21 protein-coding genes are annotated in these 23769 nt (G+C 58.0%); 12 read left to right on the top strand and 9 right to left on the bottom strand.

Translation table 11 applies throughout. The annotated features are described in order from the left end of the window. Positions 1-447: 447 nt before the first annotated feature. The 9 genes from GHN86_RS05975 to fdhA all read left to right on the top strand — a co-directional run bounded on the left by GHN86_RS05975 (position 448) and on the right by fdhA (position 11122). Positions 448-1086 carry a hypothetical protein gene (locus tag GHN86_RS05975; RefSeq protein WP_228384916.1) on the top strand — a complete coding sequence of 213 codons (639 nt, stop codon included), beginning with the start codon at positions 448-450 and terminating at the stop codon, positions 1084-1086. Positions 1087-1420: 334 nt separating this feature from the next. After that, the gene (locus tag GHN86_RS05970; RefSeq protein ID WP_228384915.1) at positions 1421-2182 is read left to right on the top strand and encodes a hypothetical protein; all 762 of its coding nucleotides are present in this window, start codon (positions 1421-1423) and stop codon (positions 2180-2182) included. 152 nt (positions 2183-2334) lie between these two features. Beyond that, complete coding sequence (glyA, locus tag GHN86_RS05965) at positions 2335-3588, top strand: serine hydroxymethyltransferase (protein WP_153377951.1); 1254 nt, start codon at positions 2335-2337, stop codon at positions 3586-3588. 22 nt (positions 3589-3610) lie between these two features. Next, positions 3611-4861, top strand: coding sequence for a sarcosine oxidase subunit beta family protein (locus GHN86_RS05960; RefSeq protein ID WP_153377952.1), 1251 nt, complete (start codon positions 3611-3613; stop codon positions 4859-4861). A gap of 14 nt (positions 4862-4875) precedes the next feature. Further along, positions 4876-5208 carry a sarcosine oxidase subunit delta gene (locus tag GHN86_RS05955; RefSeq protein ID WP_153377953.1) on the top strand — a complete coding sequence of 111 codons (333 nt, stop codon included), beginning with the start codon at positions 4876-4878 and terminating at the stop codon, positions 5206-5208. Then, positions 5205-8222, top strand: a complete 3018-nt coding sequence (locus GHN86_RS05950) for a sarcosine oxidase subunit alpha (RefSeq protein WP_153377954.1) — start codon at positions 5205-5207, stop codon at positions 8220-8222. The genes GHN86_RS05955 and GHN86_RS05950 overlap by 4 nt, the downstream gene beginning before the upstream one ends. Before the next feature lie 12 nt (positions 8223-8234). Further along, entirely contained in the window at positions 8235-8867 is a 633-nt protein-coding gene (locus GHN86_RS05945) for a sarcosine oxidase subunit gamma (protein WP_153377955.1), read from the top strand. Positions 8868-8962: 95 nt separating this feature from the next. Continuing rightward, on the top strand, positions 8963-9820 hold the full coding sequence (gene purU / locus GHN86_RS05940; RefSeq protein ID WP_153377956.1) for a formyltetrahydrofolate deformylase: 858 nt from the start codon (positions 8963-8965) through the stop codon (positions 9818-9820). 105 nt (positions 9821-9925) lie between these two features. Continuing rightward, on the top strand, positions 9926-11122 hold the full coding sequence (gene fdhA / locus GHN86_RS05935; protein WP_153377957.1) for a formaldehyde dehydrogenase, glutathione-independent: 1197 nt from the start codon (positions 9926-9928) through the stop codon (positions 11120-11122). Positions 11123-11264: 142 nt separating this feature from the next. On the opposite strand, the gene GHN86_RS05930 is transcribed toward fdhA, so the two are convergent. Then, a complete protein-coding gene (locus GHN86_RS05930; RefSeq protein WP_153386225.1) occupies positions 11265-12266 on the bottom strand; it encodes an RHS repeat-associated core domain-containing protein in 1002 nt (333 codons plus the stop codon). 235 nt (positions 12267-12501) lie between these two features. Here GHN86_RS05930 and GHN86_RS05925 point away from each other — a divergent pair, with 235 nt between their 5' ends. Beyond that, complete coding sequence (locus GHN86_RS05925; RefSeq protein ID WP_153378039.1) at positions 12502-13059, top strand: DUF2780 domain-containing protein; 558 nt, start codon at positions 12502-12504, stop codon at positions 13057-13059. 3 nt (positions 13060-13062) lie between these two features. On the opposite strand, the gene GHN86_RS05920 is transcribed toward GHN86_RS05925, so the two are convergent. Further along, a complete protein-coding gene (locus tag GHN86_RS05920; protein WP_153377959.1) occupies positions 13063-13950 on the bottom strand; it encodes an acyltransferase in 888 nt (295 codons plus the stop codon). A 183-nt stretch (positions 13951-14133) separates the two neighbouring features. Between GHN86_RS05920 and GHN86_RS05915 the strand changes: the two genes are divergently transcribed. Then, positions 14134-14634, top strand: coding sequence for an ATP-dependent zinc protease (locus tag GHN86_RS05915; RefSeq protein ID WP_153377960.1), 501 nt, complete (start codon positions 14134-14136; stop codon positions 14632-14634). A gap of 136 nt (positions 14635-14770) precedes the next feature. Here the strand turns inward: GHN86_RS05915 and GHN86_RS23375 are convergent, their stop codons facing one another. From GHN86_RS23375 to GHN86_RS05885, 7 genes are all read right to left on the bottom strand, one after another. Next, positions 14771-14947 (bottom strand): hypothetical protein, encoded by a 177-nt coding sequence (locus tag GHN86_RS23375; RefSeq protein ID WP_194286192.1) that lies wholly within the window; start codon positions 14945-14947, stop codon positions 14771-14773. After that, a complete protein-coding gene (locus tag GHN86_RS05910) occupies positions 14944-16056 on the bottom strand; it encodes a PepSY-associated TM helix domain-containing protein (RefSeq protein WP_153386223.1) in 1113 nt (370 codons plus the stop codon). Before GHN86_RS05910 ends, GHN86_RS23375 begins: the two co-directional genes overlap by 4 nt. Before the next feature lie 62 nt (positions 16057-16118). Beyond that, positions 16119-18533, bottom strand: coding sequence for a TonB-dependent receptor (locus GHN86_RS05905; RefSeq protein ID WP_153377962.1), 2415 nt, complete (start codon positions 18531-18533; stop codon positions 16119-16121). Positions 18534-18623: 90 nt separating this feature from the next. Next, a complete protein-coding gene (locus tag GHN86_RS05900) occupies positions 18624-19601 on the bottom strand; it encodes a FecR family protein (protein WP_153377963.1) in 978 nt (325 codons plus the stop codon). Continuing rightward, positions 19598-20122 (bottom strand): RNA polymerase sigma factor, encoded by a 525-nt coding sequence (locus GHN86_RS05895; RefSeq protein WP_194286193.1) that lies wholly within the window; start codon positions 20120-20122, stop codon positions 19598-19600. The genes GHN86_RS05900 and GHN86_RS05895 overlap by 4 nt, the downstream gene beginning before the upstream one ends. Before the next feature lie 260 nt (positions 20123-20382). Further along, entirely contained in the window at positions 20383-21093 is a 711-nt protein-coding gene (locus tag GHN86_RS05890; protein ID WP_153386221.1) for a PolC-type DNA polymerase III, read from the bottom strand. Continuing rightward, entirely contained in the window at positions 21090-23024 is a 1935-nt protein-coding gene (locus tag GHN86_RS05885) for a putative nucleotidyltransferase substrate binding domain-containing protein (RefSeq protein WP_153377966.1), read from the bottom strand. Before GHN86_RS05885 ends, GHN86_RS05890 begins: the two co-directional genes overlap by 4 nt. A gap of 290 nt (positions 23025-23314) precedes the next feature. On the opposite strand from GHN86_RS05885, the gene GHN86_RS05880 reads away from it, so the two are divergent. Beyond that, a complete protein-coding gene (locus GHN86_RS05880) occupies positions 23315-23755 on the top strand; it encodes a response regulator (protein ID WP_153377967.1) in 441 nt (146 codons plus the stop codon). The last annotated feature ends 14 nt before the right edge of the window (positions 23756-23769 follow it).

Genomic DNA, 23769 nt, shown 5'->3' with positions numbered 1-23769 from the left:
GAAAATTACGTCTCTAATAATCGCGCGGGTGATGTCGAATATTTTTCTGCAGGCCGCCAAACCTATTTAGCCCCCTTGCCTTTGCCAACCAGTGAGCATCCTTTCTGTCCCTATATTAGTGGTTATAACGATGCTTTTATGGATTTCGGTGGAGGTGAACCCAATGTGTTTTCCTATCAGTTGTGGTTGGGGGGGCCGCTTACTTGCTCATGTTTAGTTGCTTTTGGGGGGCCACTCCTAGGTGGATGTATTGGGCTTATGCTAGATGGTAACTTTGAAAAAAGTTGGCAATTCATGATAGAGATATTCTTAGCATTTTGTGCGCCAGCTTTCGGTATGTGGCTATTAGGCTCATTTATATTCCTTTTAGTCTGGTTCCAAGCCCACAACCTCTTCACCAAAGTTATCCCCACCCGTTTCAACCGCCAACGTCGTGAAGTGTGCTTTATGCCCGATGGCGCCACTGAACCCTTATTTGTCCCCTGGGAATCCCTCTCAGCGTGGGTCGTCCAAGCACAAGGTGCCACTCAATACGGTGTCACCCGCCAATACGGTATGGGCATGGGGTTTGAGCATGAGGGCGAGTTAGTCCGGGTTGAATTCCAGTGCGGCAGTTTGCAGCTGGCGATTTCCAACTGGGAGGCTGTTCGCGGCTATATGGAATATGAACTCAACGACCTCTCAACCCTTCAAGACCCCCTCGGACTGCAAGAACCCGGCGACCCACCCCACGAAGGCCTTCACACGTTCCGCAATGCCCGCGCCGGTTTGCATCGGCGTCTGCGGGAAAAGGAAGTGGGTCGGATATACGCCTTTTTTTGGTACGTCTATCACGTGATGACGCTATGGACGTTGCCCAACCATTTGGTGGAGTGGGAGATAAAACGCATCGCCAAAGTCGGCCGTCGGGCATTGCCGCCTGCCATGCAAGCGTGGTCCGAGCCGTTGCCGCCTGAACAATGGGCCAAGCCCAGCAGTGAACTGTTGCGACTGAGCGCCAAGGTTAAAGCTCTGATCAAACGCCACCCGCGTACGCCGATTACTGAGATATATGCCGAGGTGTATCGCAATGACAGTAGAACTTAAAAATACATCCGGGGGTAAGCGCGCGGGAGATGTCGAATATTTCCCCTCAGGCCGCCAGACTTATTTAGCCCCCATGCCATTGCCGACAAGTGAGCATCCCTTCTGTCCCTATATCAGTGGATATAACGAGACCTTTCTAGATTTTGGCGGAGGTGAACCTAATGTTTTTTCTTATCAAATATGGCTGGGGGGACCCTTTAGTTGTTCTTGTTTAACCGCTTTTGGATTTCCACTCCTTGCAGGATTTATTTTTGCGATATTGGGCAGCAGTGCTGAGAGTATTTATTACGTCATTATTGATATGTTTTTTGCATCTTGGAGGTCCGCAGTTGGCATGTGGTTATTGTCATCCGCCATATGCCTATTCGTCTGGTTCCAAGCCCATAACCTCTTCACCAAAGTGATCCCCACCCGTTTCAACCGTCAGCGTCGTGAAGTGTGCTTTATGCCCGATGGCGCTACTGAACCCTTATTCGTCCCCTGGGAATCCCTCTCAGCGTGGGTCGTCCAAACACAAGGCGCCACTCAATACGGTGTCACCCGCCAATACGGCATGGGCATGGGGTTTGAGCATGAGGGCGAGTTAGTCCGGGTTGAATTCCAGTGCGGCAGTTTGCAGCTGGCGATTTCCAACTGGGAGGCTGTTCGCGGCTATATGGAATATGAACTCAACGACCTCTCAACCCTTCAAGACCCCCTCGGACTGCAAGAACCCGGCGACCCGCCCCACGAAGGCCTTCACACCTTCCGCAATGCCCGCGCCGGTTTGCATCGGCGCCTGCGGGAAAAGGAGGTGGGCCGGATTTACGCCTTTTTTTGGTACGTCTATCACGTGATGACGCTATGGACGTTGCCCAACCATTTGGTGGAATGGGAAATAAAGCGCATCGCCAAGGTCGGCCGTCGCGCACTGCCGCTCGCCATGCAAGCGTGGTCCGAGCCGTTGCCGCCGGAACAATGGGCCAAGCCCAGCAGCGAACTGTTGCGACTGAGCGCCAAGGTCAAAGCTCTGATCAAACGCCACCCGCGTAAACCGATAACAGAGGTCTATGCCGAGGTGTATCGCAATGAGCCGAACCCGCCGCGCAGCGCTTGAGGCTGTGATCAGAGCGCGCAGGTTGGCCATGTCGTAAACGCACCATTGCGTGGCGTCCGTGGGCATTTGATTCTCTCGCACCCGCCCTACCATCGGTCTCAACGGGCAATAGCCCCACAGACCAAGGGCGCGCTGGCGCTGGGAGAATCGCAATGTTCAGCAAGCAGGATCAGATTCAGGGTTACGACGACGCTTTGTTGGCCGCCATGAATGCCGAAGATCAGCGTCAGGAAGACCATATCGAGTTGATCGCTTCCGAAAACTACACCAGTCAGCGGGTGATGGAGGCGCAAGGCAGCGGCCTGACCAATAAGTACGCGGAAGGCTATCCCGGCAAACGCTATTACGGCGGTTGTGAGCATGTGGATAAAGTCGAGCAACTGGCCATCGACCGCGCCAAGCAGTTGTTCGGCGCCGATTACGCCAACGTGCAGCCGCACTCCGGCAGTCAGGCTAACGCGGCGGTGTATCTGGCGCTGCTGAATGCGGGTGACACGGTGCTGGGCATGAGCCTGGCCCACGGCGGGCATTTGACCCACGGTGCCAGTGTCAGTTTCTCCGGCAAGCTGTACAACGCGGTGCAGTACGGCATCGACACCGCCACCGGTTTGATCGATTACGACGAGGTGGAGCGGCTGGCCGTCGAGCATCAACCGAAGATGATCATTGCCGGGTTCTCGGCCTACTCCAAAACCCTCGATTTCCCACGCTTTCGCCAGATTGCGGACAAAGTCGGTGCCTATCTGTTTGTCGACATGGCCCACGTCGCCGGTCTAGTCGCGGCAGGTCTGTACCCGAACCCGCTGCCCTACGCAGATGTCGTCACCACCACCACTCACAAAACCCTGCGCGGGCCTCGCGGCGGGCTGATTCTGGCCAAGGCCAATGAAGCGCTGGAGAAGAAATTCAACTCGGCGGTGTTCCCCGGCGGTCAGGGCGGCCCGTTGATGCATGTGATCGCAGCCAAGGCGGTGTGCTTTAAAGAGGCGCTGGAGCCGGGCTTTAAAACCTATCAAAAACAGGTCATCGACAATGCGCAGGTGATGGCCGATGTGTTTATCAAGCGCGGCTATGACGTGGTGTCGGGCGGCACCGATAATCATCTGTTTCTGGTCAGCCTGATCCGTCAGGGCCTGACCGGCAAAGACGCCGACGCCGCACTGGGCCGCGCCCATATCACGGTCAATAAAAACGCGGTGCCGAACGACCCGCAATCGCCGTTCGTGACCTCGGGCCTGCGCATTGGCACTCCGGCGGTGACAACGCGCGGTTTCAAAGTGGCGCAGTGCACGGAGCTGGCAGGCTGGATTTGCGACATTCTCGATCACCTTGGCGATGCCGACATCGAGGCCGATGTGGCACGTCAGGTGACGTCGCTGTGCAAAGACTTCCCGGTTTATCGCTGAGCGCGGTTTTGGAGTAATCCCTATGCAACGGTACTCAGGCTTCGGCCTCTTCAAACACTCCCTCAGCCACCATGAAAACTGGCAGAAGATGTGGCGCACGCCGACCCCGAAAAAGGTCTATGACGTGGTCATTGTCGGTGGCGGCGGTCACGGGCTGGCCACGGCGTATTACCTGGCCAAGGAGCACGGCATCACCAATGTCGCGGTGGTCGAAAAAGGCTGGCTGGGCGGCGGTAATACGGCGCGCAACACCACCATCGTGCGCTCCAACTATTTGTGGGACGAGTCGGCGCACCTGTACGAACACGCGATGAAGCTGTGGGAAGGTCTGTCGCAGGACTTGAACTATAACGTGATGTTTTCCCAGCGCGGTGTGTACAACTTGTGTCACACCTTGCAGGACATTCGCGACTCTGAGCGCCGGGTCAGCGCCAACCGCCTCAACGGGGTGGACGGTGAACTGCTCAATGGCCAGCAGGTGGCGGACGAAATTCCGTATCTCGATTGCTCGAAAAATACCCGTTTCCCCATTATCGGTGCCACGGTTCAACGCCGTGGCGGCGTGGCCCGGCACGATGCCGTGGCCTGGGGCTTTGCCCGCGCCGCCGATGCATTGGGCGTGGACTTGATTCAGCAAACCGAAGTGCTGGGCTTCCGCAGGGAAAACGGCGTGTGCATCGGTGTAGAAACCAGCAAAGGTTTCATCGGCGCCAAGCGTGTAGGCGTGGTCACGGCCGGTAACTCGGGGCATATGGCGCGTCAGGCCGGCTTTCGCTTGCCGATTGAATCGCACCCGCTGCAAGCGTTGGTGTCGGAGCCGATCAAGCCAATTATCGACAGCGTGATCATGTCCAACGCCGTACACGGTTACATCAGCCAGTCCGATAAGGGCGATCTGGTCATCGGTGCCGGTATCGACGGTTGGGTCGGTTACGGCCAGCGCGGTTCGTACCCGGTGATCGAACACACCATTCAAGCCATTGTGGAAATGTTCCCGGTGCTGTCCCGCGTGCGCATGAACCGCCAATGGGGTGGCATCGTCGACACCACACCGGATGCCTGCCCGATCATCTCGAAAACCCCGGTACCCAATCTGTTCTTCAACTGCGGCTGGGGCACCGGCGGTTTCAAAGCCACGCCGGGCTCGGGCAACGTGTTTGCCGCCAGTCTCGCCAAAGGTGAAATGCACCCGCTGGCGGCACCGTTTTCCATTGACCGGTTCCACAACGGCGCCTTGATCGACGAACACGGCGCAGCGGCCGTCGCTCACTAACAGGAGAATCACCCATGTTGCATATCTTCTGTCCCCATTGCGGCGAGCTACGTTCCGAAGAGGAATTCCACGCCAGTGGCCAGGCGCATATCCCGCGCCCGCTTGACCCGAATGCCTGCACCGACGCTGAGTGGGGCGATTACATGTTCTTCCGTGACAACCCCCGCGGCCTGCACCACGAGTTGTGGAACCACGTTGCCGGTTGCCGTCAGTTTTTCAACGCCACGCGCAACACCGTGACCTACGAAATTCTGGAAACTTATTTGATTGGCACCAAACCGCAGTTCACTGAACAGGCGGCCCCCCTGACCACCACGGCAACCCGCGAGCTGGGAGAAAAAGTATGAGCCAGACCCATCGCTTGCCCAACGGCGGTCGCGTTGATCGCACCAAAGTGCTGACCTTCACCTTCAACGGCCAACAGTACAAAGGCTATGAAGGCGACACCCTGGCCGCCGCATTGTTGGCCAATGGTGTGGACGTGATCGGCCGCAGTTTCAAATATTCCCGGCCTCGCGGTATGTATGCCGCAGGCGCAGAAGAGCCTAACGCGGTGCTGCAAATCGGCGCCACTGAAGCAACGCAAATTCCCAACGTGCGCGCCACGCAGCAAGCCTTGTATCAAGGGCTGGTGGCCACCAGCACCAACGGTTGGCCGAACGTCAACAATGACGTGATGGGCATTCTCGGCAAGGTCGGCGGCAAGTTGATGCCGCCGGGTTTCTACTACAAAACCTTTATGTACCCGCAGTCGTTCTGGATGACCTACGAGAAGTACATCCGCAAGGCCGCTGGGCTGGGGCGTTCGCCGACGCAGAATGATCCTGATACCTACGACAACATGAACCACCACTGCGACGTGCTGATTGTCGGCGCTGGCCCGGCGGGGCTGGCAGCAGCCTTGGCCGCGGCCCGCAGCGGTGCGCGGGTGATCGTGGCCGACGAGCAGGAAGAGTTTGGCGGCAGTCTGCTCGACAGCCGTGAAAGCCTGGACGGTAAACCGGCGATGGACTGGGTGGCCAAGGTGATTGCCGAACTCAGCGCGCTGCCGGACGTGGTGTTGCTGCCACGGGCGACAGTGAACGGGTATCACGATCACAACTTTCTGACCATTCACGAGCGCCTGACTGATCATCTGGGCGACCGTGCGCCGATTGGCCAAGTGCGTCAGCGTCTGCACCGGGTGCGCGCCAAGCGTGTGGTGTTGGCGACGGGGGCGTGTGAGCGTCCGCTGGTGTACGGCAACAACGACGTGCCGGGCAATATGCTGGCGGGGGCGGTGTCGACTTATGTCCGTCGCTACGGCGTGGCACCGGGCAAAAAACTGGTGTTGAGCACCAACAATGATCACGCCTACCGTGTGGCGCTGGACTGGCTCGATGCGGGCCGCAACGTGGTGGCGATTGCCGATGCGCGGGGCAACCCACGGGGTGCGCTGGTTGAAGAAGCGCGGGCCAAGGGCATGCGCATTTTGACCGGCAGCGCGGTGATTGAAGCGCGCGGCAGCAAACACGTGACCAGTGCGCGGGTGGCGGCGATTGATCTGAAACAGAACAGCGTCACCAGCCCCGGCGAATGGCTGGAGTGTGATCTGGTGGCCACCTCGGGCGGTTACAGCCCGGTGGTGCATTTGGCGTCGCACTTGGGCGGCAAGCCGACCTGGCGTGAAGACATTCTCGGTTTTGTCCCCGGCGAAGCGCCGCAAAAACGCGTGTGTGTAGGCGGCATCAACGGTGTGTATGGCTTAGGCGACAGCTTGGCCGATGGCTTTGAAGGCGGCGTGCGGGCGGCCAGCGAAGCGGGTTTCAAAGCGGTCGAGGGCGTGCTGCCCAAGGCCCTGAATCATTACGAAGAAGCGACGCTGGCGCTGTTTCATGTGCCCCATGAAAAAGGCACGGCGCGGGCACCGAAACAATTTGTCGACCTGCAAAACGACGTCACCGCAGCGGCCATCGAGTTGGCGACCCGTGAGGGGTTTGAGTCGGTGGAGCACGTTAAACGCTACACCGCGCTGGGTTTTGGCACCGATCAGGGCAAGCTGGGCAACGTCAACGGGCTGGCCATTGCCGCTCGCTCGCTGAACGTGACCATCCCGCAGATGGGCACCACCATGTTCCGCCCCAACTACACGCCGGTAACGTTTGGCGCGATTGTGGGTCGCCATTGCGGGCACATCTTCGAGCCGGTGCGTTACACCGCGCTGCAAGCCTGGCACGTCAAACAAGGTGCCGAGTTTGAAGACGTGGGTCAGTGGAAACGCCCGTGGTACTTCCCGCGCAATGGCGAAGACCTGCACGCGGCGGTCAAACGCGAATGCCAGGCAGTGCGTGACAGCGTCGGCATTCTGGATGCATCCACGCTGGGCAAAATCGACATTCAAGGGCCGGACGCGCGGGAGTTTCTCAACCGTGTCTACACCAATGCCTGGACCAAACTCGACGTGGGTAAAGCCCGCTACGGGCTGATGTGCAAAGAAGACGGCATGGTCTTCGATGATGGCGTGACCGCGTGCTTGGCTGACAACCATTTTGTGATGACCACCACCACCGGCGGCGCGGCCCGCGTGTTGCAGTGGCTGGAAATTTATCAACAGACCGAATGGCCCGAGCTGAAGGTATATTTCACGTCGGTTACGGACCATTACGCGACGCTGACCTTGTCCGGCCCCAACAGCCGCAAGCTGTTGAGCGAAGTGACCGACATTGATCTGGACCGCGAAGCCTTCCCGTTCATGACCTGGAAAGAAGGGCTGGTCGGCGGTGTGCCAGCGCGGGTGTTCCGTATCTCGTTTACCGGCGAACTTTCATACGAGGTCAATATCCAGGCTGACTACGCGATGGGCGTGCTGGAGAAAATTGTCGAGGCGGGCAAGGCCTATAACCTTACGCCCTATGGCACCGAAACCATGCACGTGCTGCGTGCCGAGAAGGGGTTCATCATCGTCGGGCAGGACACGGACGGTTCCATGACCCCGGACGATTTGAACATGGGTTGGTGCGTGGGCCGCACCAAGCCGTTTTCGTGGATCGGCTGGCGCGGCATGAACCGCGAAGACTGCGTGCGTGAGCAGCGTAAGCAACTGGTGGGGCTCAAGCCGGTGGACCCGAATAAGTGGCTGCCCGAAGGTGCGCAACTGGTGTTCGATCCCAAGCAGGCGATTCCGATGACGATGGTGGGTCATGTGACGTCCAGCTACGCCCACAACTCGCTGGGGTATTCGTTTGCGATGGGTGTGGTCAAGGGCGGGCTCAAGCGCATTGGCGAGCGGGTGTTCTCACCGCAGGTGGATGGCAGCGTGATCGAAGCTGAAATTGTGTCTTCGGTGTTTTTCGACCCGAAAGGCGAACGGCAGAATATTTAAAGGGGTGCTCTCATGACCACAGCCAATGTTTACCAACAGCGCCCGGACTTGGCGGCTAAAGCCGAGTCGTCGCTGCATCACACCGACCTTGCTCGCCTGATTGGCAAGGGGCGGCAAAACCCGGGTGTGACGGTGCGCGAGAAAAAACTGCTGGGCCATTTGACCCTGCGTGGCGACGTCAAAGATCCGGCTTTTGCCGAAGGCGTGCACAAGGCGCTGGGATTGGAATTGCCGGTGGCCTTGAGTCTGGTGGCCAAAGGTGAATCGTCGCTGCAATGGATGGGGCCAGACGAATGGCTGCTGATCGTTCCGGGGGGGCAGGAGTTTGCCGTGGAGCAAGCGCTGCGAGCGGCGCTGGCCGGGCTGCATATTTCGGTGGTGAACGTCAGTGGCGGTCAGCAATTGCTGGAATTGAGCGGGCCGAAGGTGCGTGAGGTGCTGATGAAGTCCACCAGCTATGACGTACACCCGGATAACTTCCCGGTGGGCAAGGCGGTGGGTACGGTGTTCGCCAAGTCGCAACTGGTGATTCGCCATACGGCAGAAGACACCTGGGAGCTGCTGATTCGGCGCAGCTTTTCGGAGTATTGGTGGTTATGGTTGCAGGATGCAGCGGCTGAATTTGGGCTGAGTGTCGAGGCCTGAGTGACCGCTTGCCCTCACCCCAACCCTCTCCCTCTGGGAGAGGGCTAGGGTGAGGGGCATTTGCTTTTCATATCAAAACAACAAGGGACTCCCTCATGAGCCGTGCCCCCGACACCTGGATTCTCACCGCCGATTGCCCGAGCATGCTGGGCACGGTAGATGCGGTGACGCGTTACTTGTTCGAGCATCGTTGCTACGTCACCGAGCACCACTCCTTTGACGACCAGCGCTCAGGGCGCTTTTTTATTCGGGTCGAGTTCCGCCAGCCTGACGGTTTTAACGAAGATGAATTTCGCGCTGGCTTGCAGGAACGCAGCCAGGCCTTCGGCATGACCTTCGAACTGACGCCCCCGCACCATCGCCCGAAAGTGGTGATCATGGTGTCCAAGGCCGACCACTGCCTTAACGACTTGCTCTACCGCCAGCGCATCGGCCAATTGTCCATGGACGTGGTGGCCGTGGTCTCCAATCACCCGGATCTACAGCCTCTCGCCCAATGGCATGGCATTCCCTATCACCACTTTGCCCTCGACCCGGCCAACAAGCCCGCGCAAGAGGCCAAGGTGTGGCAAGTGATCGAGGACACCGGCGCTGAACTGGTCATTCTCGCGCGCTACATGCAAGTCCTGTCACCCGAGCTGTGCCGCAAGCTGGATGGCAAAGCGATCAACATCCATCACTCGCTGTTGCCCGGTTTCAAAGGGGCCAAGCCGTATCACCAAGCGTATGAGAAGGGCGTGAAGCTGGTCGGCGCGACCGCGCATTACATCAACAACGACCTCGATGAAGGCCCGATCATTGCGCAAGGCGTTGAGGTGGTCGATCACAGCCACTACCCCGAAGATTTGATCGCCAAGGGCCGCGACATCGAAGCCCAGACGCTGGCGCGTGGGGTGGGCTATCACATTGAACGGCGCGTTTTCCTAAATGGAGGTCGTACGGTGGTGCTGTGAAGCCGCGGCACGTTCTAAGCTCAACGCAGCAAGTCAAAGCAGACTGCTTGCGGCTTATGGCGTGCCGCCAGCAACTGCCCTCCAATAACAACAAGGGCAAATACGATGGCTGACAATCGCGGTGTGGTGTACCTGGGCAATGGCCAGGTTGAAGTGCAGAGCATTCCTTTCCCGAAGATGCAAAACCCTCAAGGCAAACCCATTCACCACGGCGTGATTCTGCGGGTGGTGTCGACCAATATCTGTGGCTCCGATCAGCACATGGTGCGTGGCCGTACCACGGCGCAAACCGGGTTGGTGCTGGGCCATGAAATCACCGGCGAGGTGATTGAAGCCGGGCGTGACGTGGAACATTTGAAGGTCGGCGATCTGGTGTCGGTGCCGTTCAACGTGGCGTGCGGACGCTGCCGCAGCTGCAAGGAGCAAAACACCGGGGTGTGCCTGACCGTCAACCCGGCCCGTCCCGGCGGCGCTTATGGTTACGTGGACATGGGCGATTGGGTCGGCGGTCAGGCTGAATATGTATTGGTGCCGTATGCCGATTTCAACCTGCTCAAACTGCCTGACCGCGACGCCGCGATGGAAAAAATACGCGACTTGACCTGCCTTTCCGACATTCTGCCCACCGGCTACCACGGCGCCGTCACGGCGGGCGTGGGACCGGGCAGCACGGTGTATATCGCCGGTGCTGGCCCGGTGGGGCTGGCAGCTGCGGCTTCAGCGCGTTTGCTCGGCGCGGCGGTAGTGATTGTCGGCGATGTGAACCCGATCCGTCTGGCCCACGCCAAGGCGCAAGGGTTTGAAATTGCTGATCTGTCGAAAGACACCCCGTTGCATGAACAAATCGCCGAGTTGCTGGGCGAGCCGGAAGTGGATTGTGCGGTTGATGCGGTGGGCTTCGAAGCCCGCGGTCATGGCCATGACGGGGTCAAACATGAAGCGCCAGCTACGGTGCTCAACTCATTGATGGGCGTGGTGCGGGTGGCGGGCAAAATCGGTATTCCGGGGCTGTACGTGACTGAAGATCCGGGAGCGGTGGACGCTGCCGCAAAAATGGGCAGCTTGAGCATTCGCTTTGGGCTGGGCTGGGCCAAGTCCCACAGCTTCCATACGGGCCAGACCCCGGTGATGAAATATAACCGCCAACTGATGCAGGCGATCATGTGGGACCGGATCAAGATTGCCGATATTGTCGGCGTCGAGGTGATCAGTTTGGACGAGGCGCCGCGCGGTTATGGCGAGTTTGATGCCGGGGTGCCGAAGAAGTTTGTGATTGATCCGCATAAATTGTTTAGCGTGTAGTCCTTGCTCAGATTGATAAGGCTATATGAAAAGTATGCAAAAGGATCATGGGTAGGCAAACAGCCATAGTTAAATCTTGCACCTGATTTATTAAGGTGCAAGAGCGCGGGTGTTGAATGATTTTGATATTAATTAGACATGTTTAACGTTGTCGCACCAATCCGTTTTGAATATGAAAATCTCTCATGGTATGTTGCATGAATTCGCCTCTGCTCCGAAAGTCCATTGTTGAAGGCATTACCCTCGGAGCAAATTGTGGATAACCATGCCATATTCTCCCTACGCGAATAGGTGCTTGAACCTTTAAAGCGTCTTCATAGCTAACGAGCTGGGTTGCTGTTTTATAACTGGGTGGGGGTTGAATTTTAACTGCAAATGACGCTTCAGGGATAAATGAGCCTCGTGTATACGCGGGAGGCTTACTGGGTAAGTTTCCCCCTTCTGGTGTTGAGATAAATCTTTCATGTTCTGCGATGTTGTAGTCTGATCTGCTATCGAGGTCTGTGTAACGGGGCGTAGGTTCTTGAAGGCGCGCGCTGGTTTGGGGCGGCATTGTTGCCACAGCACTTGCAGTTGTCCGCATCCTTTTAGGTATTCTCCCGAATATATTTTTTAAGCCCTTCCATATGTTGGGTATGTGACCTGTCGGATCAACTTTGTTGGCAGGATCATTATTACAATAGGAATAGGGGTTAATACCGCCCTCACTAAACGGACTCAAACTGTCCGGACTGTTAAATCGCATCAATACCGGGTTAAAGGCTCGATAACCCTGCCCCAATAAATAATGCCCGGTCACCGGGTCAGGTCGTTCGCCGTTAAAGCCGGACACGCTGTGCAGCGTCTTTGCATCGCTATGATGACCAAAGGGTGTATAGGAGGCGGCCTGTTGAGTGCCGTCAGCACTGACGCTGTGTAGTACAGACGTTTGTATGTCCGTGGCCAGTAATGCGCAAGTGGCTCCGTCTTGCTGAAGCGCCAGCGGCTGAGCGTCGTATTCGAACAGTTGGCGTTTACGCTCGCCTTCAATCTCGGTCGCGAGGCGAGTTTGGTTGTAGAAAAGCAACGTAGCGTTTACGCCGATGAACCGATCCAGAGGATCGTAGACAAAATGGCGGACAGTGTTTTTGCCGAGAGAGGACATTAGGCGTTCCGAAATACAGGACAAGGGACGCTTAGCATTCACTGGAGTCTGCCATGCGTATAGCTGGCAGGTCTGATAGGCGGGTTTGCCGCAGCTCCCGCTTTTTTCATTTAAGATTGCGCGCCGTTTGATCCAATAGTGGCACTTGGGAACATCTGCCGGGCTTTTGGGTCAAACTCACAGTTTTGTCGCTCTCTGGTCTGTGGGCGGCTTTTTGGTTCTAGAGGCTTTTATGATGAAAAAATTGAGCGGCGTAGCACTGGCAACCTTGATGACCGTGGCTGCAAGCCCGGTGTTTGCCGGTTTCAGCATGAGTGACGTGGCGGGTATCGCGGCTCAAGTCCAAGGCGCTAACGGCAATGGCGCCACCACTGACAAGTCTGCTCAAGCCGTGCAGTTGCTGAGCAAGGTCAACGAGCTGGGCGTCAAGCCTGAGCAGGCAGCCGGTGGTGTCGGTGCGATGTTGAGCCTGGCCAAAAACCAGCTGTCGACCAGTGACTATTCCGAATTGGCCAAGCAAGTGCCGGGTGTGAACAAGCTGGCCGGCAACGGTGCTCTGGGCCAACTGAGCCAGTTGGGCGGCCTGCTGGGCAAGTCCAGCGGTGTGTCCGAGACCGCCACCAATGCGGTGAGCAATGTGGCCAATACTGATCAGCTGAACACTGCGTTTACCGCGTTGGGCATGCAAGACGGCATGATTGCCAAGTTCGCGCCGGTGTTGCTGGACTACTTCAAAGGCCAGAACGTCAGCACCTCGCTGCTGAGCAAGTTGAGCAGCGCCTGGGGCGTTTAAAGATTAACCGCGCTCGGCACGCAAGGTGCTGATGCGCTGGTCTTTCTTGATCCAGAGCTGGTTTACCCAGTTCTGGATCTGCTGGCGAAACTGCGGATCGTTTTCGTAATCACCCTGCCAGAGCGCTGGGTCCAGCTCTCGGGTCTGAATATCGACGATCACTTTGGGCACCTGCCCACTGATCAAATCCCAAAATCCCGGAATTCTGGCCTGTGGATAAACCACGGTCACGTCGAGCACGGCATCCAGTTGTTCGCCCATCGCCGCCAATACAAAGGCCACGCCGCCCGCCTTGGGTTTAAGCAGGTAGGTGTAGGGCGAATGTTGCTGCGCACGTTTGGCCGGGGTAAAGCGGGTGCCCTCCAGGTAGTTGACGATGGTGACAGGCTGGCGCTTGAACAACTCGCAGGCGGCCCGGGTAATTTTCAGGTCTTGTCCCTTGAGCTCCGGGTGCTTGGCCAGAAACGCCTTGGAATAGCGCTTCATGAACGGATAATCAAGCGCCCACCACGCCAGGCCCAGAAAGGGCACCCAGATCAATTCTTTTTTCAGAAAAAATTTGAAGAACGGCGTGCGTCGGTTCAGCCCTTGCATCAATGCCGGAATATCCACCCACGATTGATGGTTGCTGATCACCAGATACGAGGTGTCGCGTCTCAAACCCTCGGCCCCACGGATGTCCCATTGAGTGGGCAGACACAAGGCAAAAATGCCTTTGTCGATCTCGGACCAGGTTTCAGCAATCCACATCACCGCCCACGAGTTGTAATCGCGCAGACGCCCCGGCGAGATGAGCTTGAGCAAGGCAAACAGCATCAATGGCCCGAACAGGATCAGGGTGTTGCACAGCAATAACAGGGTGACCAAACAGCCGGTGAGCAGGCGGCGCATAAGGAACTCTTGAACGATGAAGGACTGGCCATCATAAGCAGGCACGCGTCGAACGCCAAATCGGACGCGCCGACAAATGTTTCACGGGCACTCGGTTATCTTACTTTTTGTGACCACTGCCGCTGACTGCGAACCTAATTTATTCTTGGGGTCTAACCTGCACTCTTTAAAGGAAACTGCCTTATGAAGTCTGTTCTCGCCGTGTTGTCCCTGTTGGCGTTGCCGGTGATGGCTGCCGAGCCGACCCTGTATGGCCGTTACGAATACATCAAGCTGCCTGAAATTGGCGAAACCCTGAAGGCCAAGATGGACACCGGTGCGTTGACCGCCTCGTTGTCGGCCAAAAACATCAAAACCTTCACCCGTGATGGCGATGAGTGGGTGAGCTTTCAGTTAGCGACTGAGGGAGCGAGCAGCAAGGTGTATGAACACAAAGTGTCGCGTATCAGCAAAATCAAAAGCCGTGCGGACGAAGACGAGGACAAGGACGAAGCCGTGAGCGCCAAGCGTCCGGTGGTCGATCTGGAGATGTGCCTGGGCAATGTGAAGCGCACGGTGGAGGTGAATCTCACGGATCGCAGCAGTTTTAATTACCCGCTGTTGATTGGTGCAAAGGCTTTGCGCGAGTTTGGCGCGGCGGTCAACCCGGCGCGTCGCTATACGGCGGACAAGCCTGAGTGTTGACAGGGCCAGCCCTCACCCCAACCCTCTCCCGGAGGGAGAGGGGGCTTAATTGAGGGTGACGTTAATGTTGTGCTCGCTGCAGATCAGCCCCCTCTCCCTTTGGGAGAGGGTTGGGGTGAGGGTAAAGGGGGGGCAATCAGCGCTTAAGTAACCCCCGCGCACTGATCCACACCGGTATGCCCAAGCCAATCCAGCTCAGCACATCCCACGCGCCATCGCCCAACAGCGCGCTGAACAAGCCCATCAGACTCACCAGACCGATCGCCAGCGGGATGGAAAACACTTTCCAGAAGCTCGACTGACGCGGTCTCATCGAGCGTTCTCCTTGGCGGCGCGGCGGCGAACCCACCATAAATACAATCCACTGCCGAGCACCACGATGGTCAGCAAGTCGAGTGCCGCCCAGAGGATTTTCATCGCCATGCCACCGTAGTCACCAAAGTGCAGCGGCTGGGACATGCCCATCGCATCCATGTACCACGGACGATCACCCACGGCCGTGACTTCAAGGGTGCTGGCGTCGATCAAAACCGGCGTCAACAAGTGAGCGGTCAGGTGCGTGTTGCCTTTCATAAAGACCGCGTAATGGTGCTCGCTGGAAAACCGTGTGCCGGGGAAGGCGATAAAGTCCGGGCGCATATCGGGCGCCGCACGGTCGGCGATGTCCAGCAGGCGGGTGGCAGGGGCCAGGTGGGTCAGCGGCGGTGCATCGCGATAGGGTTCGATCATCGCGTTGAGGCTGTCGTTGCGCCAGGCATCAATGATCAAGTCGGCGCAGGCACTGATTACCCCGGTCACGCCCACTACCAGCGCCCAGGTCAGGGTGACGACGCCCAACAGGTTGTGCAGGTCGAGCCAGCGCAGGCGCCTGGATTTGTCGGTGCGCACCGTGGCGAATTCATGCCGACGCATAAACGGCAGGTACAGCACCGTGCCGGAGACGATCGCCAGTACAAACAAAATACCCATAAAGGCCAGCAACAGCTTGCCGGGCAAACCGGCGAACATGTCTACGTGCAGGCGCAGAATGAACATCATCAGGCCGCCGTTGGCCGAAGGCACTTCCAGCGCTTCGCCGGTGCGGGCATCGAGCATAAAAGTGTGCGACGAATTCGGTTCGGTGCCAGCCGTGGCGGCCATGATGGCAAACACCGCGTTGGGCTTGTCGTCATCACTGCCGAAGTACTGCATCACCTCATGGGGGCGATGGGCTTTGGCCGCGTCGACCAGTTGTTGCAGGTTCAGGTGCGGCGTGTTGGCCGGCATCTCCCGCAATTCGGGACTGTCGCCCAGCAAGTGGTCGATTTCATGGGAAAAAATCAACGGCAGGCCGGTCAATGCCAGCATCAGCAAAAATGCAGTGCAAATCAGGCTGGTCCAGGTGTGGATAAAGGACCAGCGACGGATCGTTTTGCTTTTCATGGAAATCCAAAGTTGACCGGCAGACTTGCTGTGACACGTCCTGCCGGTGACAGCGTGGGTGTTTAAAACTCCAGCTGCGCCGAGAACTGAACAGTACGCGGGTCGCCAAGGTAGTGGCTATTAAGCCAGTAATCCTTGTTGGCCAGGTTGCTGACGTTCATGCGCAAGGTCAGATCGTTTTGCGACACCTTCATGCGGTAACGCGCACCGGCATCAAAGGTAGTGAACGACGGCAGTTGGTAGTCGTTGGCAACATCGGTGTATTGCTTGCCGGTGTAAAACGCGCCACCGGTCAGGGCCAGACCCGGCACGGCGTTGATGTCGTATTCGGCGTACAGCTTGGCCAATTGTTTGGCGACATCGACGGGGGCGTTGCCATCGTTGGCCTTGTTGTCGGCATCTTTCACTTTAGGATCTAGCAAGGTGAAGCCGCCAATCACCGTCAGCTGCGGGGTGACTTTGCCGGTCACGCTGAACTCCAGGCCGTTGTTAACCTGTGTGCCGCTTTCGGTGTACACCATGTCGCCATCAAGGTAGCCGTTAGGCTTTTCGATGTTGAACAGGGCCAGCGTGAGCAACGCGTCACCGACGGTGGCTTTGGCTCCCACTTCGTATTGCTTGCTGACTTGTGGCGCGAAGAGTTCTCCGGCGTTCATTGCGTTGTAAGGTGCGGTGCCGCCAGCTTGCAGCCCTTCAATGTAGGTGGCGTAGGTCGTCAGCCAAGGCACTGGCTTGTAGATAAGCGACACGCTGGGCGAAGTTTTGCTTTCGTCGTAGCGGGTTTTCTTCGCGGGCGAGGAGTAAATGAAGTCATTGGCGTAGGACTTGATCTGTGTGCGCGTGACGCCAACGATGCTCGACCATTGATCGTTGAAGGTGATCACGTCACCGATCAGGAAGTTGTTGGATTGCGACGTACTCGCCAGGTGCTTGCTGCCATGGCCAATTGAGTAGCCGGGTTTGCTGACTTGCTCGCTGTTGCCGAAAGGCAGGGCGCCGCCGCCAACGTCTGCATACTGCGAGCCGTCCGAGGGGATATGGTCTTCGTACTGTTTGACGCGTGAGTCGTTGCCCTGATAACCCAAGGTCATTTTGTGGCCAATGGCGCCTGTCGCGAAAGCCGCATCCAGGAACAGGTATGCCGAGTTCTCCTGGTGCTCAATCGGTGCAAACGCGTACAGCGGCTGGGTGTATACCCCAGGGCTGTAAACAGTCGGGCCGGTGTAGGTGTTCTCTTCGGTGAATTTCTGTGTGGCGAACGCACCGCGCAGGGTGAAGGTGTCGTTCAAACGCCATGTGGCGCGAACCCCGCCTTTGTCGGTTTCGTTGTCCGAGAACGCCCATTTCTGGCTGTACAGTTTGTTGTTGTCGAGTTGCGAAGCGCGGGGGCGCAGCCCTTGATCACCGAAAAACCAATAGCTGGTCAGACCGTGTATTTCGGTCTTCTTGTGTGACGCATCGAATTGGATTTGCAGGTCGTCGCTGACGTTCCAGTCAACCGCCAGACTGATCAGCTCGCGGCGGCGTTTCTGCATGTCGATTGCCGTTTGGCCGTCCTGCGTCAGGAGGTTCAGGCGATAGGCGAATTTGCCTTCATCATCGATCTTGCCGCCGAAGTCGCCGTGCAGGTAATAGTTGTCACCGCCGGCATTGCCCACGGTCACGCTGCGATAGGTGTCGTAGGTTGGGCGTTTAAGCACGTAGTTGGCCAAACCACCCGGCGTGGCGGGGCCGTACAAGAAGCCGGTCAAGCCGGTGATCACTTCAAGCTGTTCGGTTTCTTCCAGGAAGTTACCGGCATCCGCGAGGGTGGAGAAGCGCAAGCCGTCGTTGGCAATGTTCAGATTGCCCGCACCGCTGAACCCGCGAATATTGACGGCACTCGCATAGCCCGCCCCTGTAGGGGAGAACATCTGAGTGAACGGATTGCGTTTGAACACGTCATCCAGCGAGGTTGCCTGCATGTTTTTGAGCAAGGCCTGAGAGGTGACGCTCATGGAGTACGGCGTGTCTTGCAGCTTCATGCTGCCCAATGCGCCGACATTGCTGATGTTTTCGCTGACGTAGCCCGCGGCTTCCGAACCCTCGGCCACAGCGCTCGCATTGACGTTGACGTCGCCCAGGGTCAATGCGCCCTCAACCACCGGCACCAGCGCATAGGCACCGCCACCGCTCTGTTGCAACTGCAACCCCGTGCCGCGCAATGCTTCGCGCAACGCCGTGGTGCCCTCGAATGTGCCGCTGACGGGCGCCGAGGATTTGCCTGCGACCAGTGCCGGGTCAATCGCCAGCGTGATGCCGGATTGGCTGGCAATCTGGTTCAGCGTGGTGGACAGCGAGCCAGCCGGCAGGTTGTAGGTGCGAGCCGTCGTCGCCTGTTCGGCGGCCATTAGCGAAGGGCTGGCCAACGGGGCGCTCAGGGCAATGGCGGCGGCCAACAGGCCGGGGCGCAAAAACGTGTCGAGGGTGCGGGACATTCGGCGTATTCCTGAATGGAAATGTTTCTCAATGCCTATCTGCCGTACGACATTCGAAAAGTGATAGGGCGGGATGAAAATTATTTCTATTCAGGGTTTCGGCGGGTTGGGGATGACAGTGACCCACCACGGCGTCAGCTGCTCTATTTTGACCGGCAAGGTCGGTGGCAGGGCGTTGAGGGCCAGTTCGACGTTGTTCAGTGCGAAGCTGCCACTGATACGCAAATCAGCCACTTGGGGGTCGACGCCCAGATGGCCACGGCGATAGCGATTGAGTTCGCGCACCATGTCGGCCAAGCGCACGTTGTCGAGCACCAGCATGCCCCGCGTCCAGGCATCGGCGCCGGGGCTCAACGCGAGCATCTGGCCCAAGCTGTCGCGCTGCATCAGAACTTGCTGGCCTTCGTTGTAGACCGTTTCATGGCCACTGTTTTCAGGCTGCGCCGCTACCCGCGCTTGCAGCACGCTGAGACGTGTACCGTCGCTTTCGCGTTTGACCAGAAACCGCGTGCCCAATGCGCGCAGGCTGCCATCGCGGGTTTGCACGATAAAAGGGCGTGGATCTCCATGACCGGTCTCGACCATGATCTCGCCTTCTTGCAGGATGATTCGCCGGGTGTTGGCATCAAATTGCACGTCAACGGCGCTGTGGGTGTTGAGGTCCAGTACGGTGCCATCAGCCAGACGTAACTGCCGTTGCTCGCCGGTTGCGGTGCGTTGGTCGGCCATCCAGTAACCCAGCGGCAGGTAGTTTTTACTCGCGAAAACGGCCAGCCCGCACACCAGTGCGACACTGGCCAGCCCACCGCCGATTTTGCGGATGCGCTGCTGTACCCCGTCGCGAGGCGCCAACAAGGCGTTGCGTGCCGGGATGCTGGTGTTGCTGAAGCGTTGGTCCAGCATGCCCAGTTGCAACCAGGCACGGGCGTGTTCCTCGCTGGCGGCATACCAGACCGCGAATTCAGCCTGCTCAACCGCACTGCCGTTGCCGCAGTCCAGACACAATTGCCAGGCGATGGCGGCGTCCAGAACCTGAGCGCTTACCGGTTTTGAGCTGACGGCACTCATGCCGGTTGCCCATACAGCGCGATGTAGCACTGGCGGATACCTTGTGCCAAGTACTGACGCACACGGGGCACCGACACGCCAAGACGCTCGGCAATTTCAGCATGGCTCAGGCCATCGATGCGGCTATAAAGGAAGGCGGCGCGAGACTTGCTCGACAGTTTGCCCAGCATCGCGTCGATGGCCTTGAGGTCTTCGAGGATCAGTTGCTGTTCTTCGGGCGAGGGCTGTTCGGCTTCAGGCACCTGCATCAGCTCGTTGAGGTAAGCCTGTTCGAGGGCTGCGCGGCGAAAGTAGTCAAACAGCAGGCCTTTGGCGATGGCGGTCAAAAAAGCCCGCGGCTCACGAGGCGCCTTGAGGTCGGTGCGCCCAAGCAAGCGTACAAAGGTGTCCTGGCTCAAGTCTTCGGCGCGTTGTGGGCAGGCCACATTGCGTCGCAGCCACGCCAGCAGCCAACCGCGATGGTCGCGGTAAAGCGCTCCAACCAGTTCGCTGTGGGGATTTTGGACTGACGACAAGGGCATCACCGAATACTAGTTTTAACTAACGATAATTATTCGCGATTGTGTCAGAGCCATTGGCCATGCGCAATTGACGCTCATCGGATGGTAAAGGGGGCTGATGGATTTTGGATTACGTAGCAGCTGCCGAAGGCTGCGACCGGCTGCGAAGCAGTCGTAAAACCTGTCCTCGCGGTATACCGAAATTACCCATACTCAGGTTTTACGATCGCTTCGCGCTCGGACGCAGCCTTCGGCAGCTGCTACGGAGGAGGATGCGCTTATTAAAAACTATGTTGTTGTTTGCGCCGTTGCCACTGGTTTAGCCGCTGTTGCAGGGCTTGGGGGCTGTCAATATGTTGGGCGCGGGCGCGGCTGAACAGGATCAGGGCCAGTTCAGCGGTTGCCAACGCGTCAGCGCTGGCGTTGTGACGTTCTTCAACCTGAAGGTTGAAGTGCTTAACCCACGCATCTAATCCGGCTTCGCGCAGGTGGGTCTGCGGACATAGCATGGGCGCCAGCGCCGCGACATCCATAAAGGGATGCTGCAAACGATAATCCAGGCTTTCTTTGAGGGCGCGGCCGAGCATGTGCTGGTCAAATGGGGAATGGAAGGCCAGCAGCGGGCTGTCACCGACAAACTCCATAAAGTCGAGCAGCGCGTCGACGGGTTCGCAACCGGCGGCAATCGCACTCGGCCCCAGACCGTGTAGCAACACGCTGGGATTGAGCGGCATGTGGGTGCGCAGCAACGTGCGTTCGAAGGCCTGACCCAAATCGATCGCGCCGTCTTCAATCACCATTGCACCAATGGACAGTACTTGATCGCGCTTGAGGTTCAGGCCGCTGGTCTCCAGATCGACCACGACCCAGCGTTGCTGACGCAATGAATGCTCGCTCAGCCCCGGTGATGGCGGCAGTTGCAGCAAGCGTTGTTGCTGCTCAAGGCTCAACAGCGGTTTTTTGCCCGGCCATAACCACGACCACAGATTCATAGCTGATACCGCAACGCCAGGCTGCTTTGCAGGCGCTGTGCCTGACGCAGGGCTTCACGCAGGATGCGCCGGTCGAGCTGGTTCAAGTGATCGGGGTCCACACGGTTGGAATACGGACGGTTCTCCCGGGTTTGCAACTGGTGCTGTTGCATGCGGGTTTGCTGAATAAAGTGATACGCCTCTTCATAGGCGGCGCCGTCCAGCGGTTCGATGACTTCAAGCACGACCAGCTGGCGCAAGCGTTCCAGCGTGTTATTGGCTTCGATGCCGTGGGCCAGTGCCAGCAGCCGAGCGCCGTCGACAAAGGGGGTGAGGCCTTGCACTTTGAGATCAAGAGTGGCCTTGTCGCTGCCTTTGCGCTCCAGCACAAATTCACGGAAGCGCCCCACGGGTGGGCGATGGCGCAAGGCGTTGTCGGCCATCATGCGCTGGAACAGGCGATTGTCGGCCACTTGCTCGAGGATGCCACGGCGTAACTGTTGGCAGCCCTGCTCATCGCCCCAGACCACGCGCAGATCGAAATAGATGCTGGAGGCCAGCAGGTTCTCGGGGGTGGCTTCGCGGATAAAGGCGGCAAAGCGCCGCGCCCATTCGGCACGGGACAGGCACAGGTCAGGGTTGCCGGCCATGATATTGCCCTTGCACAGGGTAAAACCGCAGGCCGCCAGGTGCTGGTTGATCTGTTGTGCGATGGGCAACAAACGCTGGCGTATGTCAGCGGCTTCAGCCGCGTCCTTGGCCTCGAACAAAATGCCGTTGTCCTGATCGGTGTGCAGGGTTTGTTCGCGTCGCCCTTCGCTGCCGAAACACAGCCAGGTGAATGGCACGCCGGGGTCGCCGCGATCAGCCAGCACCAGCTCGATGACCCGACATACCGTGTGGTCATTGAGTTGAGTAATGATGTGGGTGATCTGCGTCGAAGAGGCACCGTGGGCCAGCATCCGTTCCACCAACTGGCCAATTTCGCCGCGCAGGTTGATCAGGTTTTCCAGCTTGGGTGCGTGACGAATGGTACGAGCCAGATGCACCAGATCGACCCGTTGCAAGGAGAACAGATCACGCTCGGACACCACACCGCACAGGCGCTGATTTTTCACCAGACACACGTGGGCGATATGCCGCTCGGTCATGGCGATGGCGGCATCAAACGCGGTGTGGTCGGGGGTCAGGTAAAACGGCCCCGGGGTCATGAATAAATCGATGGCCTGGGCGAAATCTTCAACACCTCTGGCGACCACATGGCGCAGGTCCCGCAAGGTGAAAATACCCAGCGGTGCTTTCTGCGCATCGACGACTACAATGCTGCCCACTTGTTGTTCGTGCATCAGGCGCACGGCTTCACGCAGCGAGGTCTCGGGCAAGCAGGTCACGGGATGGCGCATGGCCAGTTCGCCGAGGCGAGTATTGAGCGAGTACTGGGTGCCCAAGGTTTGCACGGCTTTTTGTTGAACCTGCTGATTGACCTTGTCGAGCAAACTGCTGACACCGCGCAAAGCAAAGTCGCGGAACTCGTCGGACAAGGCGAACAGTTTGATAAACGCCGCTTTGCCCAGTTGCAGGCAAAACGTGTCTTCAGCGGCCCGGTGTTCGGTGCGGGTGGCACGTTCACCCAGCAGTGCAGCGAGCGGAAAGCATTCGCCCGCCGTGATTTCAAACGTGGTTTCGGTGTCGCCTCGGCCCAGATGGGTGCGCTCGCCTACCACACGACCTTGTTTGACGATGTAAAAATGCTCTACCGGCCCGTCCGCCGGTCGGATGATGCTTTCGCCGGGGCCATAGAAGCGCAGTTGGCACTGTTCCACGAGGAACGCCAAGTGCGTATTTTCCATATGGTTAAAGGGCGGGAAACGCTGCAAAAACTGCATGGTGCCGTGAATGTTTTGCAACACTGCCGTCTTCCCTGCCTGGAGAAACGCATCCGATTTACTCATGACCGTTACCGCGTTGTAGGTGGTTAACCCTTGTTGTTATGACAGGGCGGGATGAGCCAGCCCAGGGTGTTACTACCCCCTCATGCTCGTTTGTCTGTGGGCGGGTGCCCATTGGACGTAAGTCTAGGGAGGCTAGAATGGTGAATGTTTAGATCGGTTTGTGTGGTTTCATACCGGATTATTGAAGGCACTGGCTTCGGTATAAGCGCATAGAGAGCAGAGGAGGCGTGGTCGCGAGATGAATGACTGCGCTGCTGAGACATTAGCGGACAGGGTCCCTAGAGAACCGCATGACTGAACATGACATTTTGACCGACGCTGAACGCAAGGCCTTGAACGAGGTGATGCACACGCCGGTCACCGCCCGGCAAAGCCTGTTGATCGTTGAAGACGATCAATTACAGCGCGAGCTGTTGGCCGAGTTTTTAACGGAAGAAGGGTATAAATGCCTGACGGCCAGTAATGAGCGGGAAGCCTTGGCCTTGCTTGCGTCCGACGACTCGGTCGGTCTGATACTGACCGACTTGCGCATGGTGCCCCATGACGGCCTGCACCTGATTCGCAAGGTCCGCGCCTCTATGCGCGCCAGCCTGCCAATCATCATCATGTCGGGCGATGCCGGGGTCAAAGATGCCATAGAGGCCATGCATTTGAACGTGGTGGATTTTCTGCTCAAGCCGATTGATACCCAAAAGCTGCTTCAGTTGATTGCACAGGAGTTGGGGGTTTAGTCACTTGCCCATGC

This window comes from Pseudomonas helleri, from assembly GCF_009600315.1.
In the GTDB taxonomy this organism is placed as follows: domain Bacteria; phylum Pseudomonadota; class Gammaproteobacteria; order Pseudomonadales; family Pseudomonadaceae; genus Aquipseudomonas; species Aquipseudomonas helleri_A.
The sequence above is the reverse complement of the archived record's forward strand: the minus strand, read 5'-3'. Positions and strand labels throughout refer to the sequence as shown.

What these genes read in the sequence shown, in the direction of transcription:
- GHN86_RS05925 (WP_153378039.1), top strand. Translation starts at nt 12,502, where the DNA reads ATGAAAAAATTGAGCGGCGTAGCACTGGCAACCTTGATGACCGTGGCT.
- GHN86_RS05900 (WP_153377963.1), bottom strand. Translation starts at nt 19,601, where the DNA reads ATGAGTGCCGTCAGCTCAAAACCGGTAAGCGCTCAGGTTCTGGACGCC.
- GHN86_RS05880 (WP_153377967.1), top strand. Translation starts at nt 23,315, where the DNA reads ATGACTGAACATGACATTTTGACCGACGCTGAACGCAAGGCCTTGAAC.
- GHN86_RS05920 (WP_153377959.1), bottom strand. Translation starts at nt 13,950, where the DNA reads ATGCGCCGCCTGCTCACCGGCTGTTTGGTCACCCTGTTATTGCTGTGC.
- purU (WP_153377956.1), top strand. Translation starts at nt 8,963, where the DNA reads ATGAGCCGTGCCCCCGACACCTGGATTCTCACCGCCGATTGCCCGAGC.
- GHN86_RS05970 (WP_228384915.1), top strand. Translation starts at nt 1,421, where the DNA reads ATGTGGTTATTGTCATCCGCCATATGCCTATTCGTCTGGTTCCAAGCC.
- GHN86_RS05895 (WP_194286193.1), bottom strand. Translation starts at nt 20,122, where the DNA reads ATGCCCTTGTCGTCAGTCCAAAATCCCCACAGCGAACTGGTTGGAGCG.
- GHN86_RS05950 (WP_153377954.1), top strand. Translation starts at nt 5,205, where the DNA reads ATGAGCCAGACCCATCGCTTGCCCAACGGCGGTCGCGTTGATCGCACC.
- GHN86_RS05975 (WP_228384916.1), top strand. Translation starts at nt 448, where the DNA reads ATGCCCGATGGCGCCACTGAACCCTTATTTGTCCCCTGGGAATCCCTC.
- GHN86_RS23375 (WP_194286192.1), bottom strand. Translation starts at nt 14,947, where the DNA reads ATGAGACCGCGTCAGTCGAGCTTCTGGAAAGTGTTTTCCATCCCGCTG.
- GHN86_RS05945 (WP_153377955.1), top strand. Translation starts at nt 8,235, where the DNA reads ATGACCACAGCCAATGTTTACCAACAGCGCCCGGACTTGGCGGCTAAA.
- GHN86_RS05960 (WP_153377952.1), top strand. Translation starts at nt 3,611, where the DNA reads ATGCAACGGTACTCAGGCTTCGGCCTCTTCAAACACTCCCTCAGCCAC.
- GHN86_RS05890 (WP_153386221.1), bottom strand. Translation starts at nt 21,093, where the DNA reads ATGAATCTGTGGTCGTGGTTATGGCCGGGCAAAAAACCGCTGTTGAGC.
- GHN86_RS05905 (WP_153377962.1), bottom strand. Translation starts at nt 18,533, where the DNA reads ATGTCCCGCACCCTCGACACGTTTTTGCGCCCCGGCCTGTTGGCCGCC.
- GHN86_RS05955 (WP_153377953.1), top strand. Translation starts at nt 4,876, where the DNA reads ATGTTGCATATCTTCTGTCCCCATTGCGGCGAGCTACGTTCCGAAGAG.
- GHN86_RS05885 (WP_153377966.1), bottom strand. Translation starts at nt 23,024, where the DNA reads ATGAGTAAATCGGATGCGTTTCTCCAGGCAGGGAAGACGGCAGTGTTG.
- glyA (WP_153377951.1), top strand. Translation starts at nt 2,335, where the DNA reads ATGTTCAGCAAGCAGGATCAGATTCAGGGTTACGACGACGCTTTGTTG.
- GHN86_RS05910 (WP_153386223.1), bottom strand. Translation starts at nt 16,056, where the DNA reads ATGAAAAGCAAAACGATCCGTCGCTGGTCCTTTATCCACACCTGGACC.
- fdhA (WP_153377957.1), top strand. Translation starts at nt 9,926, where the DNA reads ATGGCTGACAATCGCGGTGTGGTGTACCTGGGCAATGGCCAGGTTGAA.
- GHN86_RS05930 (WP_153386225.1), bottom strand. Translation starts at nt 12,266, where the DNA reads ATGTCCTCTCTCGGCAAAAACACTGTCCGCCATTTTGTCTACGATCCT.
- GHN86_RS05915 (WP_153377960.1), top strand. Translation starts at nt 14,134, where the DNA reads ATGAAGTCTGTTCTCGCCGTGTTGTCCCTGTTGGCGTTGCCGGTGATG.